Annotated in this window: 14 protein-coding genes; 5 read left to right on the forward strand and 9 right to left on the reverse strand. The window is 44.1% G+C overall.

What is annotated here, in order from left to right; all coding sequences use genetic code 11:
- Positions 1–19: 19 nt before the first annotated feature.
- A complete protein-coding gene (locus tag ACTS60_RS10490) occupies positions 20–208 on the reverse strand; it encodes a DUF2986 domain-containing protein (RefSeq protein ID WP_440888165.1) in 189 nt (62 codons plus the stop codon).
- Between the two features lie 72 nt (positions 209–280).
- Between ACTS60_RS10490 and ACTS60_RS10495 the strand changes: the two genes are divergently transcribed.
- Entirely contained in the window at positions 281–790 is a 510-nt protein-coding gene (locus ACTS60_RS10495; protein WP_440888166.1) for a GNAT family N-acetyltransferase, read from the forward strand.
- Positions 791–819: 29 nt separating this feature from the next.
- On the forward strand, positions 820–1,209 hold the full coding sequence (locus ACTS60_RS10500) for a nitrous oxide-stimulated promoter family protein (protein WP_440888167.1): 390 nt from the start codon (positions 820–822) through the stop codon (positions 1,207–1,209).
- Positions 1,210–1,242: 33 nt separating this feature from the next.
- Here the strand turns inward: ACTS60_RS10500 and ACTS60_RS10505 are convergent, their stop codons facing one another.
- Together ACTS60_RS10505 and trxC are read right to left on the reverse strand one after the other, a co-directional pair.
- Positions 1,243–2,403, reverse strand: coding sequence for an MFS transporter (locus ACTS60_RS10505; RefSeq protein ID WP_440888168.1), 1,161 nt, complete (start codon positions 2,401–2,403; stop codon positions 1,243–1,245).
- A 176-nt stretch (positions 2,404–2,579) separates the two neighbouring features.
- A complete protein-coding gene (trxC, locus tag ACTS60_RS10510) occupies positions 2,580–3,014 on the reverse strand; it encodes a thioredoxin TrxC (protein WP_440888169.1) in 435 nt (144 codons plus the stop codon).
- Between the two features lie 166 nt (positions 3,015–3,180).
- Between trxC and ACTS60_RS10515 the strand changes: the two genes are divergently transcribed.
- Positions 3,181–4,278, forward strand: coding sequence for a ketoacyl-ACP synthase III (locus tag ACTS60_RS10515; RefSeq protein ID WP_440888170.1), 1,098 nt, complete (start codon positions 3,181–3,183; stop codon positions 4,276–4,278).
- A gap of 60 nt (positions 4,279–4,338) precedes the next feature.
- Here ACTS60_RS10515 and ACTS60_RS10520 read toward each other — a convergent pair whose 3' ends face one another.
- The 4 genes from ACTS60_RS10520 to ACTS60_RS10535 all read right to left on the reverse strand — a co-directional run bounded on the left by ACTS60_RS10520 (position 4,339) and on the right by ACTS60_RS10535 (position 10,438).
- A complete protein-coding gene (locus ACTS60_RS10520) occupies positions 4,339–5,664 on the reverse strand; it encodes a DUF1501 domain-containing protein (protein WP_440888171.1) in 1,326 nt (441 codons plus the stop codon).
- 9 nt (positions 5,665–5,673) lie between these two features.
- The gene (locus ACTS60_RS10525) at positions 5,674–7,221 is read right to left on the reverse strand and encodes a DUF1800 domain-containing protein (RefSeq protein WP_440888172.1); all 1,548 of its coding nucleotides are present in this window, start codon (positions 7,219–7,221) and stop codon (positions 5,674–5,676) included.
- A 392-nt stretch (positions 7,222–7,613) separates the two neighbouring features.
- Positions 7,614–8,882: a hydroxymethylglutaryl-CoA reductase gene (locus ACTS60_RS10530; RefSeq protein WP_440888173.1), complete on the reverse strand. Its 1,269-nt coding sequence runs from the start codon at positions 8,880–8,882 to the stop codon at positions 7,614–7,616.
- 542 nt (positions 8,883–9,424) lie between these two features.
- Entirely contained in the window at positions 9,425–10,438 is a 1,014-nt protein-coding gene (locus tag ACTS60_RS10535; RefSeq protein ID WP_440888174.1) for a helix-turn-helix domain-containing protein, read from the reverse strand.
- A gap of 187 nt (positions 10,439–10,625) precedes the next feature.
- Between ACTS60_RS10535 and ACTS60_RS10540 the strand changes: the two genes are divergently transcribed.
- Together ACTS60_RS10540 and ACTS60_RS10545 are read left to right on the forward strand one after the other, a co-directional pair.
- Complete coding sequence (locus tag ACTS60_RS10540; RefSeq protein ID WP_440888175.1) at positions 10,626–11,747, forward strand: HlyD family secretion protein; 1,122 nt, start codon at positions 10,626–10,628, stop codon at positions 11,745–11,747.
- Complete coding sequence (locus ACTS60_RS10545) at positions 11,737–12,750, forward strand: DUF2955 domain-containing protein (protein ID WP_440888176.1); 1,014 nt, start codon at positions 11,737–11,739, stop codon at positions 12,748–12,750. The genes ACTS60_RS10540 and ACTS60_RS10545 overlap by 11 nt, the downstream gene beginning before the upstream one ends.
- A gap of 102 nt (positions 12,751–12,852) precedes the next feature.
- Here ACTS60_RS10545 and manA read toward each other — a convergent pair whose 3' ends face one another.
- Complete coding sequence (gene manA / locus ACTS60_RS10550; protein ID WP_440888177.1) at positions 12,853–14,061, reverse strand: mannose-6-phosphate isomerase, class I; 1,209 nt, start codon at positions 14,059–14,061, stop codon at positions 12,853–12,855.
- Positions 14,062–14,179: 118 nt separating this feature from the next.
- Positions 14,180–15,520 carry an MFS transporter gene (locus tag ACTS60_RS10555; RefSeq protein WP_440888178.1) on the reverse strand — a complete coding sequence of 447 codons (1,341 nt, stop codon included), beginning with the start codon at positions 15,518–15,520 and terminating at the stop codon, positions 14,180–14,182.
- Positions 15,521–15,523: the final 3 nt, after the last annotated feature.

Below are 15,523 nucleotides of genomic sequence, written 5' to 3' on the forward strand. Positions count from 1 at the left end.
CCGCGTTATGCGGCTTCTTTTATGCTTCATCTGTTGTTTGAGTCTCTGCCATTACTTCTGAAGTTTGCTCAGCGGCTTGCTCTTCTGCTTCCATTTTCGCGCGTTCAGCTTTAGAGATGTAACGTGGCTTGTTGCTCTTATGAAGCTTTGCATTCTGTTTTTTCAACTTCGCTTTTAAGATCGAATTGATTTTTTTCTTGCGGTTCATGGTATTGGTCCTTTAATTTAGCGGGGCAGGATAGTGATTTTTTCACCAAGTTACAACCCTATTGGATTCCCTATGAAAACACTTACCACCGCTCGGCTTACTCTGCGTCTAGTCAGTGTAGAAGATGCACCGTTTATTTTAGATCTCTACAATCAACCTGATTTTTATCGTTTTGTCGGTGATAAACAAATACGCACTCTCGAAGAATCAAAACGTTACATCCAAGATAACATGCTACGTATGCAAGAACTAAAAGGCGTTAGTTTGCTGGTGGTAGAAACAACACAAACCGAAAAGCCAATAGGCATTTGTGGCCTAGTAAAACGCGATACATTGACGGCGTTTGATATCGGTTACGGATATCTTCCCAACGCTTACGGTAAGGGCTATGCCTTAGAAGCTGCAACCGCAGTATTAGAGTTTGCTCGTCATGATATGAAGATAGAGAATCTAGTTGCTATTACTAATAACGACAATACTCGCAGTATAAGTTTGCTTGAAAAATTGGGTTTTCAGTTTGAACGAGTCGAGCAAACTTACGATAATGGCCGCACTTTACAACTCTATGCTTTGACATTGTAACCAAAGAAGCTGTAACAAGAGGGCTAACAATGAGCGACATTTTACTTGGCAAACTCGCTACTGAATTTAAAACCGTGGAAGCAATGGTGGAGATCTACTGCAAAGACCATCATGGCACCAAAGGTGAGTTGTGTGCAAAATGTCGCGACTTATTAGACTATGCAGAAATTCGGCTAGACCGTTGCCCTTACGGTGAAGACAAACCGACTTGCAACAAGTGTCCAATCCACTGTTACAAACCTGAGCCTAAAGAGCAAATGCGTCTGATCATGCGTTACTCAGGGCCGCGAATGTTGCTGAAACATCCTATTCTAGCTATTCGACATTTAGTGCATGAGAAGCGAGAGGTCCCTGAAAAGCCTGCTCCCAATGTATCGAATCGGCATAAAAGAACGGAAAACAAAAAACGAGGACACTAGGTCCTCGTTTTAGTTTAATTCACTTGGTCAGAATTATAGTCCTGCTGCCATTTGATGCTTTGATTTTGTTGCTGCGATTAGCATGTAGATACACGTCGCGAGCAATGCAGCAAATAGGTAACCCAGTAAGCCGTGAATTTGTCCCATGAACTTGTCAGCTACCACAGGGCCTGCAACTGAACCAATGCTGTAGCTGAACAGCATTACTTGCGTAGCTGATACGATAAAACGCTCGTCTAGCCCTTCACAACCTAAGTTGATTGCAATAGGGTACAGTGCGAAAGTCGCCATGCCCAATAGGAACAGTGCAACTGCCAATACTACCGCTGACGAAGAGATGAAAGTCAGACCGATAGAGAAAATGCCTAGGATACAGAAGAACGCCATGAGTACGGTACGTGCCATGTATTTGTTTAGTGCCGTAACCATAGGTTGAACCAGCATGCCACCTAGGATCACTAGTGCCATTAAAGTGCCGATATCTTGGTGGCCAATTTGGCGGTTCGCAAGCTCTACCGGCATCAAACCATAAATTGCACCTAATGTTAGGCCAGATACGATACAACCGATGATTGCAGCATGGCTTAGCTTAGAAATCTGCTTAAATGAAAGTGCTGTTGATTCATGGCTGTTTGGTTGTTCGCAATCAATGAACAGCAAAACCAAAATTGCCATTAGGATCAGCGTAGTTATCGCTACAAAAGGAACACCACCGCTTACGCCTAGGATACCGATTCCAAATTGTCCAAGTGCAGAACCACCGTACAAAGAAAGCATGTAAAGACTCAAGCGTTTAGCGCGTGACGTTTCATCACCAGACATCAGCCATGATTCCACGATTACAAATACACCTGCGACCGCCATACCTGCGATGAAGCGTGCGACTAACCATACCGTTCCATTTGGAATGATAGGTAGAGCGATAATCGTCAACGAGAATGTCGCTAAACAGCCAACGAAAGCCTTGCGATGACCAATCTCACGAACGATGCGCTCAAAGAAAATAGCACCAACTAATAGGCCCGCGTAGAACACACTCGCCAACCAACTCGCATAATCAGCAGAGATGTTGTATTCACCAAGCATAAGGGGAATCAAGCTCATCAAATAGCCTGATGCCACTGCATAAAGAGACAGTGCTACGACAGGAACTGTGACTCGTGGTGATGCTGCAGGAATGGCTGTGTTTTCCAATGTTTTGCGCCTATAAGTTAAGTAATAATAAGGGGTTATTTGGCGCGAATATGAGGCTAATTAATAGGCAAGTAAAACGATATATTTGAGTCGTCTCGATAAAAGAAATTTATCGAAATTCTATGAAGAATTGCTGCATAAAAACGCCAGCCTAAGAGTTAGGCTGGCGAAGAGATTTATTTACTAAGTGCTTGATTTAACCACTGTTCAAATTGACTTTTCGGTAGGGCACCATTGATCATATCAACGCGTTGACCGTTCTTAAAAACCATAATAGTTGGAATACTACGAATACTGAATTGTGCCGCTAATTGTTGTTGCGCTTCAGTATCAATCTTGACAAAACGAGCATTTCCGGTCTGTTCTTGCGCGACATCCGAGAAAACAGGAGCAAATCCTACACATGGATTGCACCATGGAGCCCAGAAATCGACCACGACTGGCGTGTTGCTTTCTAACAGCGCTGAGAAGTTATCGACAGTACCTTCTATTGGGGCACCATCAAATAGAGCGTTCTTACATTTACCGCAGCTTGCAGCTTCCGCAACTCGCTCATTAGGAACGCGATTTAAACCACCACAAGACGGACAACGAGTTTTAAACGATGACATGACTTCTTCCTTTATGACAACTTGATGAAAACATGACTTACCAGCCAGCCTCATAATTTGTATACTTATTTTTTAACCTGTCGAAATGTAATCACGACAAGTGTTTATTTTGACCCAAACAGGTTCTAAGAAATTTCATTAAAATACAACAATAAATAGGTCTGCGATGACAAATTACTACGCTGAAATTACTGGCTGGGGAAAATGCCTTCCACCAGCAACGCTCTCTAACGACGACCTTAGCACTTTCCTTGACACTTCAGATGAATGGATTCGCACCCGTACTGGTATTGAAAACCGTCGTATTAGCCACGTAAACACGTCGGACATGGCAACGGTAGCCGCGCAACATGCAATGGCACGTGCAGGTGTAGAAGCGAGTGATATCGACCTAATCATTGTTGCGACATGCTCTCCTGATTCTCTTATCCCAAACATTGCTTCTAAGGTTCAGCAAAACCTTGGCATTCGTTCAGCCGCTGCTTTCGATTTAAACGCGGCATGTACGGGCTTTGTCTACGGTCTGGAAACGGGTACACGTTTGATTCAATCAGGCAACTACCGTAACGCGATCATTATTGGTGCTGAACGTCTTTCTTTCTACATTGACTGGGCAATGCGTGATACAGCGGTATTGTTCGGCGATGGCGCAGGGGCAGTCGTTCTGACTCGTACAGAACAAGAAACAGGCCTACTGCAATCGCAAATTGGTTGTGACGCAAAAGGTCGTGACATCCTTTCTGTGCCTAAGTTTGGCACATGCATGGATCGTTTTGCAGAAGATAATGGCTACTGGGATTTCAACTTTGTTGGTCAAGAGATCTTCAAACGCGCAGTAAAAGGCATGGGCTTAGCTGCAAAAACAGTACTTAAAGCCTCTGAGTTAACTACGGATCAAATCGACGTGGTAATCCCGCACCAAGCGAATATTCGTATTATTCAAACCTTGTGTGACCTTTCTGGTATTCCACAAGAAAAAGCGTTTGTGAACATCCAAAACTATGGCAACACATCAGCAGCGACCGTGCCAATCGCACTGTGTGAAGCGTTAGAGCAAGGCCGCGTTAAGCCAGGTGATAACCTGTTGCTTGCGGCATTCGGTGCTGGTCTAACATGGGGTGCGGCGGTACTGAAATGGGGTGACCGTGTAACGCCAGTTGCTGAAAGTGATGCTGCGCTACCGGAATCTGACAAGTCTGCTCTTGAGCTACTAGAGCGTGCAATTAAGCTTTGTAACGAACGCCCTCGTGGTGAAGACGCATAAACGACGCAATAAACAAAAGGGAGCATTTTGCTCCCTTTTTTATCTTTTGGCTGTGGCGAATTAAGCCATAAAGTCTAAGTTCGATGTCGAAAAATTTCGAATGTTAGGGAATACGTAATCTAGCGCTGCACCATCACTGATCCCCATCCACTGCGCTAAAGTTGCACCAACTTGGTCCGCGGCAATCTTAGGAATTAGCCGACCTTTGGAATAATCGTCTTCTCCACCTAGAACTAGTTCAGGCCAAGTACCAATTGGTTTAGTGCTTTTTACTGCCCCTCCAATTACCAGCTGATGTCCACCCCAACCATGGTCAGTACCGTTACCATTACTGGTCATTCTTCTGCCAAAATCAGACATGGTAAACGTAGTGACGCTGTCACTAAAACCTTGTTCACTAAGGGCTTGATATAGTGCATTGAGGTTTTCCGAAAGATCTTTTAGAAGCGCAGGGTGCTTGGTTAACTGAGCATCATGAACGTCGTAACCAGTATGCTTAACAAAGAAGATTTGTCGTTGTTGTGACAGGGAGTTCTGGCGCGAGATTAGCTTAAATACCATGTTAAGCTGTTTCCCTAAGCTTGATTTACTAAATCCTGCAACTGGTTCGACGGATTTAAGCTCACTTGCTAAAAGTTGACTCATCAACATCGATTGCTCTGTCATCGTATTGAAATGGTTACCGAAAAGGCTTGTGGGTTTAATTGCTTGTATTTTTGCATATGCCAAGTTGAAATCACTCTTACTGATCGCTGTTAGTTGAAGTACTCTGTCTTGCTTTAAAACTGTCTGTGTATAGTCGACTGACCTGAGCCAAAGGGAATTGCCATGAATACTGTACAACGGTGTTACATCAGCTTGTGAACTCAATATATCCAACATTCGTCCGGCCCAGCCAAGATTTGAATCAACGGGCATTCCACCGGATAACCAGCTATTCCTTTGAGAGTTATGAGAAAATAAATGAGTAGGGAGTACATCCTTATCTTGTTCTATTTGAGACTTACTCAGGGGGCGTTCAAGAATGCCGCTGTTTAAAACGACGTTAGCATCACCGCGTTCGAACAGTGGCAGAAGTGCTGAAAGGCTTGGATGTAAGCCAAGAGGGACTTCATTGCCATAATTATCAGTGGCAGTTAAGTGAGTTGGGAGAATCGTATCTCGCTCTACAGCCAAATTACGTCTAACCGCTTTATACGCTTGAAAATGGGAATTAGACAGAGGCAGTACAGTGTTAATCGCATCGTTACCACCGGACAAATATACACAAATCAGCGCTCTGTAATCATTGCTCGGTGAGGCAAGCGTCAGACTCGGCAAGCCCAAGGATGCGAGGGCGCTGAGGGAGGCAGTGCTTTTCAATAGGTTTCTTCGAGAGATATCCATGTTGAGCTCCTAATCTTGAACAAAGAATTCTTGGCTAGATAACACGGTAAAAAAAGCTAACGACAATTTGGTTTTGGCAACGTAATTGGATTTGTAGGAATCTAGAATGTTGAGCAAAGTCTCTTTGAGTTCAGTTGATGCGTTACCCCCAAGCAGTCGTTGGTCGAGTAATGTAACGAGTGCTGGATGATCATCAAGGAGTTGGTAATACTCATCTAGAGATAGAGCATGAGTTCGGCCTCCATTTTCGCGAACTTCGTTATACATAGCATTAACAATATCGGTATATACAGACCAACCTAGTAGCTCAAATTCAGGGGAAACTAACTCCGCATTACTGAATGATGTTGACGGAACATAGTCCGGAGAATAGAAATTGAATACGCTCGGGGAGCGTAAAGCACCTTGGTTGGCAGCGTTCATTAGACTGACAGCACCGTAATAGCGATTATCAATTGGCTCAAATCCTAGAGCACGGTGAAAGTTCATGAAAACTAAAATAGGCTCTTTCAACTTAATGGGTTGCACCGCGTTTAAGCCTAAGGCTTCGTGGTCAGTTAGTATTGCTTTAACAACGGCCCCTAAATCGCCTTTTGTCCCACCACCATTGTTATTGAATACCGAAGCGACTCTTTTTACATATGCTGGCGTTGGATTAGAGGTAACAAAGCGTTGGATCAATTGTTTTGACACAAAAGGAGCAATATTGTCGTGGGCCATTAAGATATCCATGACTAAGTGCAGCTCTTCATTGGCAGTCATGCCGGAGGGAATCGTACTTCCAAGAAAGGTTTTTTCGCCATCGTCATGGCGCCAGTCAACAACGCGCATCGGTTTAGTAAAAGCGCTATCAGATGTGAGCCAACCGGTAAGCGAACGAGCTAACTCTTGGACATCTGATTGGTTATAGGTCGGAATGGCGTTTCCTAGGGAGTCTCTTTTTTTTGTACCATCCAAATTCAACTCATATAAGCCAATAGTAAATAACTGCATAAGCTCTCTGGCGTAGTTTTCATCAGGTAGGGAACCAGTCGCACTATCTGCTTTTTTACTTCCCATCATCGAGAGGTAGCTACCCATTACAGGATGCGTGGCCGTTTTATAGAGTAAGTCTCTGTAGTTACCGAATGCATTTTCCACCAGAAGATCGTAGTAGGTTACGAGACCAAGTGCTTTACCAGAAAGGTTATTTCCGTACCTAGATACAACGAGTATTTGGCTCAGCGCGAATGCAGTTCGTTGTCTTAATTGGTCTTGAGACGTTACTGAAATTTGATACCAAGAATTTTCTCTATTTGCTTGGGCTCCTCGAGTAAATGGGGTTTGATACAAGTTTATGTGGAGAGTGGGGGGATAATTGAGTTGATTCTCTAGCCAAAGGTTTAAGCCTTGTGATTCAAGCTGCGCTCTACTCTGGGGAGTAGGCCCAAACGTCGCTTGATATAGTGTGCGCGTAATCTGCTGTTGTGTTAATTCAGCCATAACGGGTTGCATGGAACCAACTGAAAGCACGAAGAAGAATAATAGGGTTAAGTGATATAGTTTCTGACGTTTCATATAAACTCTCTTACCTACGTATAGCCGTATGGGAGTGAGTGACAATGAAAGAGCAAAATCGTTTGAGCTAATTAAGAAAAAGCTAACATACTGTTTCAAAGCGAGTATAGACAAACTAAAGCGGATATTTAGCGTGTGCGTGAGACAAATACTAAAATCCAGACTTTCGCTAGTTCAAAAAAACGAGGTAAAAGATTGAAACAGCCGTATAAAAACGTGATCTAAGCATCAATTAATTTTATGTAAACAATAAGTACTGGCGGGCTATTTAACGGCGTGTTGGAGGTAAAAACCATCATGCAAAAGCATGAATTACTTTAGCTGATAGCTCATATTTCTAGTAGAGGAAGAAGGTAGGCAGCACTTTGCGTGCTACCTATACGATAAAGTAATCAGTTGCTTTTTCTCGCTAATTTATGGTGTGCACGCGAGAAGTGATCCGCACAGAATGCCCCAACAATGGAGAGTTCTCCGGCCAAACATAAACCAGCCGCAACTTCTGCTAGTGCTTTCGCTTTCCCATTTCCATGTAATCCAAGAATATCAAGGCATGCCTTTTGAGTTGGCAATCCGGTACCACCACCGACAGTACCTACCATGATGTTTGGTAGTGTCACAGAAGCGTACAGGTTTCCGTCAGCGTCAACGTCCATTCTTGTAATACCAACGGCTGATTCGGCGACACATGCTGCGTCTTGTCCGCATGCTATATACAATGCCGTTAGCGCATTCGCATAGTGTGCATTAATACCAATCGCCCCACTGAGTAAACCACCAACCATGGTCATTTTCCCAAATTTAACCATGGCTTCTGGGGTGGTATGGAGGTATTTCTCAACAAGTGCTTTTGGAATGGTCACTTCCGCTGAAACCTTTTTACCACGTACTGAACGGAGCGTATGGGCATTTGCTTTTTTATCGCCCGATAAGTTGCCATCCAAGAATGCTTCAGCCGGCGGTATAGGGCTGTGCTCAAGAATGTAATGAAACACTTTGTTTGTTGCTATGGTCACCATATTCTGACCAGACGCATCGCCTGTCACGTACTCAAAGACGAGATAAACATGATTACCTTCTATGTTGACATTAATGTCTTTCAGTTTTCCGTGTGTAGTGGTTGATTCTGCTTCATTTCGGAAAATGTCATACTGGGTGACAACCCAACTGACGAACTGTGCTGCTTCTGCCAGTGATAGGAAGCCAAAAACGGGAGTGCGGCTAACCCCTTCGCTAATTAACAAGGTGCTCGCGCCACCGGCAGCAGTAATCAGGTTTGCGCCACGGTTATATGATGCAACCAGTGCTGCTTCAGTCGTCGCTAGCGGCACTAAGTAATCATCGTTGGCAAACAAGCCATTGATGCGCAATGGACCTGCTACGCCAACAGGAAGATTAACTGTACCAACAAAATGTTCGATGTTATTTGCGTATTGATGGCAATGGGATTGAGTAAAAGAATCCAGCAAAAGATTTTTGTCCGTTAACTGTCCTAGGACGTTCCATCGGCGTGCAATGTGCTTTTCTGTTAGACCTGCACTTAAGCAGAGCTTTTTCTGAGGCTTGTGGTATTTCGGTTCTAATGCCGATTGTACTTTTTCGTAGGTTTTAATATCAGAGAGTGCAGAGCTATTCCTTGCGCTGTCTAGATTCAATTTCGGCATACAAACGTTTCATTATTAATTTGGCCTGAGATTGTAGTGATACCGAGCTCAATTTCAATGCCGTGTATACGTTTTGCAACAAAAGCCTGCTCAGCTTCAAATCGATAAACACTGAGTTAGACCTCTAATTTCAAATTAAATTGAGCCTGTATAACGCTAGTTCTTAGTTGGTATTTGCTGTAAGTGTATGAATATATGTGAATTAACTGATTTTTAACGTGGCAATACGCTACTAAAATTACATCCATGTTCGGAAAACTCCCTTCATGTCAAAATTGTGCAAAGTAGGTAATCTACTCTAATGGTTAGGCTTTAAAAAAGCAGATTGAAATGTAGTCGGGTGGCGTAAAATGGTAAATAAATTGATCCACTTCACGGCATAATAGCTTCACGTTTTCAATTGAGGGTAACGTATGATTGTTTACTTTCGAGTTCAGGACGTAGAAGTGCTTTGTGATGAAATCGATCTCGCAACACTGATGCAAGCCAAACTCAAGCAATTACCAAATACCAAGCCTCAAATGGACTGAGCATGTATAACGTTACGAGGTGCTAGATGCGTTTAGCGCTATTGAGCGTTTATACACTTTAGGAGATAGTCCGGACACTCTTTTAAATGCACGTGAAAAGTGCGAAATACTCGTGTAGCCAAGTTGATTGGAGATATAGGTGAGAGAGTGTCCTTCTTCCATTAATTCACAAGAGACAGACAGCATCAATGATTCTTTGATATGCCGGTAAGACGTCCCTTCATTTTTTAACTTTCTTTGAAATGTTCGAACAGAATAGTTCAGTAATTTAGCCGCATCTTCTATCGATAAATTGCGCTCACGTACATAAGGCCGCAGCAGCTCAAATACGCTATCAGTAAAACTGCTATGCCATTGAATATGAGTTGGCTCAGTGCCTAATTGTGAGTCCGAGATTTGTATCGGTACATTAAGAATATCTTCGGGTATGTAAATCCCAGTTTTATCCTGGCCCACAAAAATCTGACATTGAGTTGGTACAACACTCTGAATAATATCGCTGTTGTGACCTTGCAAGCGTACTTTATCAGGGTACCACTCAGTTTTGGTTAGAGTACTGAGAAGTTCGATTATGTAAATGACCGCGAATGCTTCAGACCAGTCGGAAACCTGAGTGTCTTTTTGTTCTGAATATCGACAGAACCAGGAACGGCCATGGTGGGTTTCAAACGACACAGAGCTGCCTGGTGTATCGAGATGGAATATTTCCCTGATATGCCGCATCGAATCACCAATGGTCTGAAATGATACAAACTGATGCAAGACATTTGGAATGATTCTGCGACGAAATACATAGGTCAGCAGATCTGTAAACTTACTGCTACCGAGTTGCGATGAGGTTAGCTGAATTAAACGCTTCACAGACTCTGACGGGATATAGTCACTGTCTGTTTGGAACAGGTCAGCAGGTAAATCAGCATCGCGAAGCAGTTTGTGCTTATCTAATCCATAGTCAGCAAACACTTCAACCAGTATACGAGCATAGTTGGTTTGAATGACAGGTAGGTGAGATGTTTGATTTGGCATTACGTGGATACTCCATATACCCAGTGATTCCAACAGCTTGAACTTACTTGTGCATAAACTCCAACTAATCTTAGCTCAGAAGGCTCGCTTTTAGATATAGCTCGCTAAATATGCTTTGAATAATGGCACGATGGACAGGACGATATATTCTTAAAATGACCAACCTAATCAATGGCAAGGGGAACGTATGTCCGAAAACCAAACTGAAAAACTGCCAACAGAAATAGCGGAAAATAAAGCGACGACGAAAAACGATAATGTCAAAAAGGTAACTAATTACCTCATGCTGCTAATCGTTGTTATGCTTGGGTTCAGTATTGTGTCAGACCGTATCATTCCAATCACTGATAATGCGCGTGTCAAAGGCTATATCGTGCCGATCAAGCCACAAGTTTCAGGAAACGTATTAGATATCAAAGTTCGTCCCAACCAGCTCGTGGAAGAGGGTGATGAGCTGGCGATATTGGACAAATCGGATTATGAGATTGCGGTCAAACAAGCTGAAGAAAATCTCGAAATCGCCGGACAAAACGTGGGCGCACAAACTGCTTCTATTGCTTCTGCTCAAGCACGTTTGACTTCCGCTATAGTGGAACGCCAAAACACAGAGGCACAGGCCAACCGTATTCTTGCCATGGCAGAAAAAGGTGTAGTGTCAAAATCAGATGCGGATAAAGCGCGAGCCTCTCTAGCGACTGCGCGCGCAAATGTCGTGAATGCAGAAGCGGATCTTGAGAAAGCAAAACAGCAACTCGGCGCAGAAGGCGAGGAAAACAGCCAAGTAAAAGCAGCATTGCTGGCGCTTGAACAGGCTCAATTAAATCTTGAACGCACCGTGATTCGTGCTCCGACTCAAGGTGGGGTGTCAAACTTTAGCTTAACCGAAGGCTTTTATGCAACGGCGGGTCAACCCATCATGACCTTTGTGTCGACAGAAGACATCTGGATTGAAGCGTATTTTCGTGAAAACAGCTTAGGTAACGTAAGCATTGGTGACGAAGTAGAAATTGCTTTGGACTTTGCTCCGGGGAAAGTCATCAAAGGGAAAGTGAGTAGCATTGACTGGGGTGTTGATTGGGGCCAAAACCAACAAGCGGGTAAGTTAGCGCAAGCGAATCAGCAAACGGGTTGGTTGCGCCAAACACAAATGCTGCCAATCGCGGTCGAGTTTGAGCGTAGTGAAGTCAGTGGAATGCTGCGTGTTGGTGGCCAAGCAGACGTGATTGTTTACAGTGGAGATAACTTAGTCTTTAACGCGATTGGTAAACTTTGGATTCGTCTACTGAGTGTAATGTCTTATGTCCGATAATCTGAGCATAGATAACGCAACTCAACGTCGGATTCTGCGCTTTACCATAGGAGTGGGTCTAGCGGTGTTTCTCGCTGCTTGGATTAATTGGCAACTGGCGTTTGTAGCGCCAGTGTTCACGGCGAAGTTTTTGGTCGACAAGCCAAACCTGCACATAGAAACGATTTATGAGTTGCTACTGGCATTGATAGCCACTATGGGACTTGGGCTTCTTCTTTCGGGAGGCATTACTCAGTATCCAATTATTCTATTAATTGCTGTTGGACTGATGATGGCGTGGGGTTATTACTTGTTTACTGATCCCAAATGGAACCTGTTTGCGACCATTTTGTTGATTGCGGTGTTGATGTTGCCTTTTATGGCAATCAATAATCCAGCGATTTCTTTAGTACTCGCGAGCGGTTTGGCAATCTCTGGTGCCGTATCGGTAGCGATTTTCGCTTTGGTTCATATCTATCTGCCAGAGCCTGATAGCGAGTTCGCTGGTTATGCCCAGCCGCCAATAGGTAAGGATCAACGTTGGCATGCGTCATTTCGAGCTATGTTGATTTCGTTTCCTGTGGTGTGCTTCTTCTTTGTATTTCAGATTTCAGAAGCCTTACTCACCATGATGTTCGTTGCACTCTTGTCTTTGATGATAACTGCAGAGAAGTCAGTTAAATTGAGCGCATTCCTCATCATTAGTAACGGCATCGGCGGGATACTTGCCATCTCGGCGTTCTCGATACTCGCCATCGTGCCAAACATTTTCTTTTACACTGTCTTTATCGCGTTGTTGGCGGTATTGGCCGGGAAGAAGATTTACACAGTGCCAGAGAAGGCTCCGATATTCGCCACAGCGTTCAGTACGCTTCTGGTACTAATCGGCAGTACATTAATGAGCTCTGGTGATATCGATAGCAATACATTTATCCGAATTTTCCAATTAGTGATAGTCGGGATCTATATGATCATCGCATCACTATTATTGGAAACCAGAAATTGGAAGTTTTTACGGGCTTAGCATACTCAACAGTTAAACAAGATCTGTGAGTGGCTTTTCGATATCAATGGCGGAGACCGAGAATCTGCGCCATTGATTTGATTTAACTGATATGCCGCTCAATTAGCCATTAAAGGCACGCGCTACTCTGCCTTCACAACTGATTGTGTAGCTACCTACATAAGCAGGGATGAAAGCCGACTGCCCTTTACCAAGCACCAGTGTTTCACCGCTTTCTGCACGCAGTGTTACGTCCTCATTGATGGGCATCAAGATTTCAGCAGATGTCATGTTGACTTGCTGATCTGTAGGCGCTTCAAAAATAGAGAACTTGAAGTCTTGCACAGGGACAGGGAAGTGATGCTCACAGCCTTTGATTTCAGCTTTTGTTAGTAGCGTGTTCATCGGTTTTGGAATGAAATCAGTGCACTTAACAAGTTCTTCCACATCCATATGCTTTGGCGTTAAACCAGCACGAAGGACATTGTCTGAATTGGCCATGATCTCTAGGCCAGTGCCTTTAATGTACGCGTGTGGTGTTCTCGCACTCAGAAACATTGCCTCACCGGGTTTTAGTGTGATCACATTGAGTAGCAGGGGTGCAAATAAACCCACATCATTCGGGTACTGCTTAGCAAGGTCTAAAATCAATTCGCATACTGAACGTCCTTTGTTCATTGCTGCATAACTTAATAAGTGATCCACTGCGTTAACCTTACGTGTTTCTTCCATAGAAAGAATCTCCACGAAGAAGTGACATAAACCATCTTGGTTAGGGTTACGCTCAAACTGCTCTAGGTAACCGTTAATCTCAGGAATGTCACATAGGCGGAACTCAGCGATGATTTCATCAAATGGACGAAAGCCGTTCATTGCTCGGTATTCAGTAAGTGCGTAAACCAGTTCAGGCTTGTGGTTGGCATCTTTGTAATTACGATTAAACGCACTCAGCGGTACACCCAGCTCTTGTTCTTTTGCATAACCAAGTTCCGCGTCTTGCTTGTTTGGATGCACTTGAATCGACAACGCTTTATCTGCGGCAAGAATCTTGAAGAGGAAAGGTAGGTCACCAAAGGCTTTAAGCGTGCTTTGCGATAGAAATGCAGATGGATCTTGCTTGATCAATTCTGACAATGAAACTGACGCACTTCCTTCTTCAATCATAGAACAACCGTTTGGATGCGTGCCCATCCAAACTTCGGCTTGAGGTTGTTGTGCTTCGTTAGCAAAGCCAAACAAATCGTGGATAGCCGTGCGGCTTCCCCAGTCGTAGTTTTGGATCTTATTGTCCATTTTGAAGAAGCATTTTGATGAAATAGTATTCGAATTCATGAATTTTACCCGTAGAAAACCCTCCGAACTGAATCGGAAGCAAAAAATAGTGGAGATTGGATGGGTGAGTGGTTAGCTCACCCTAAGAGGTGTAGAAGTCGCTTCTACAATCAGATGTCTATAACCTAAGCTTTGGAGCGAGCGGCTTTCTGGAAGGTTGAGCCTGCAAGAACGGTAATAACAACAAGCCAATAACGGCTGCACATACCGAGATAGTGATAAAGAATCCAGTCCAGCTGTATTCTTCAAGAATCAATGCCAATGGATAGCCAGAAAGTGCGGCGCCCATGTAAGCAAATAGACCTACAAAGCCAGTGGCAGCTCCAGCCGAATCTTTGTGTGAACATTCTGCCGCGGCCATGCCGATCAACATTTGTGGACCAAACACGAAGAAGCCAATAGAGAAAAGCCCCGCTGCTTGGAACGCAAAGTTGGTTAACGGCATCAACCACAGCGCAGCTACAGACAAGAAAATACCAGCCGCGAACAGAAGGTTCATTGGACCGCGGTTACCACCGAACAGTTTATCTGAGCCCCAACCAGCCACTAGAGAGCCGACAAAGCCGCCGATCTCAAACATAGATAAAGCTGCGTTAGCGTTGATTAGGCTGTAGTGGTGTTGTTCTGTGAGATACAAGTTCCCCCAGTCATTGATGGCGGTACGCACGATGTAAACCAGAACATAACTGAACGCGAGCAACCAAATGTACTTGTTGTTGAACACGTATTGTTTGAGGATCTCTTTGTAGCTCAGTCCTTGTCCATGATTCTCTTGGGCAAGTTCTAATGCGTCATTACGCCACTGACCAACAGTCGGCAGTCCCTGCGTGGTGGGTTTATCACGCAAGCGCCAACATACAACCACGCCAAGAATTACGCCAATGATTCCCGGTACGACAAAGCCTTCACGCCAGCTGTAATGGAAAGTAAGAAACCCAACGAGTAGGGGAATCAAAGCCCCACCTACGTTATGGGCGGTGTTCCAGATTGCCCACAAGAATCCACGTTCTGAACGTGAATACCAAGTGGTAAGTAACTTAGAGCACGAAGGCCAACCCCAACCTTGGAACCAAGCGTTCATTACCCAAAGTGCTGCGAGAGCGACCAAAGAACTTGAGAAACCAAAAGCGATATTGATGAAGCCCGTTGCAATTAGGCCGACACCCATGAAATAGCGTGGATTAGATCGATCAGAAATGGTGCCAGAAATAAACTTCGATAAGCCATAGGTGATGTAGAAAAGCGTACCAATCAAACCAATGTCGCTTTTATCTAAACCCAGATCAGCGATCATCGCTGGCGCGGCATAGTTGAACGTTTTGCGGGTGAAGTAAAAGCCCGCGTAGCCAAGATACATACCCAGCATGATATGTAAACGCCAATAACGATAGCGTTCATCCACTTGGTCTTTGCTAAGGGGAGCTTGGTTGTAGCTCGGAGACTGAAATAATCCAAACATACT

It is taken from the genome of Vibrio sp. WZ-1, from assembly GCF_052037695.1.
Taxonomy (GTDB): domain Bacteria; phylum Pseudomonadota; class Gammaproteobacteria; order Enterobacterales; family Vibrionaceae; genus Vibrio.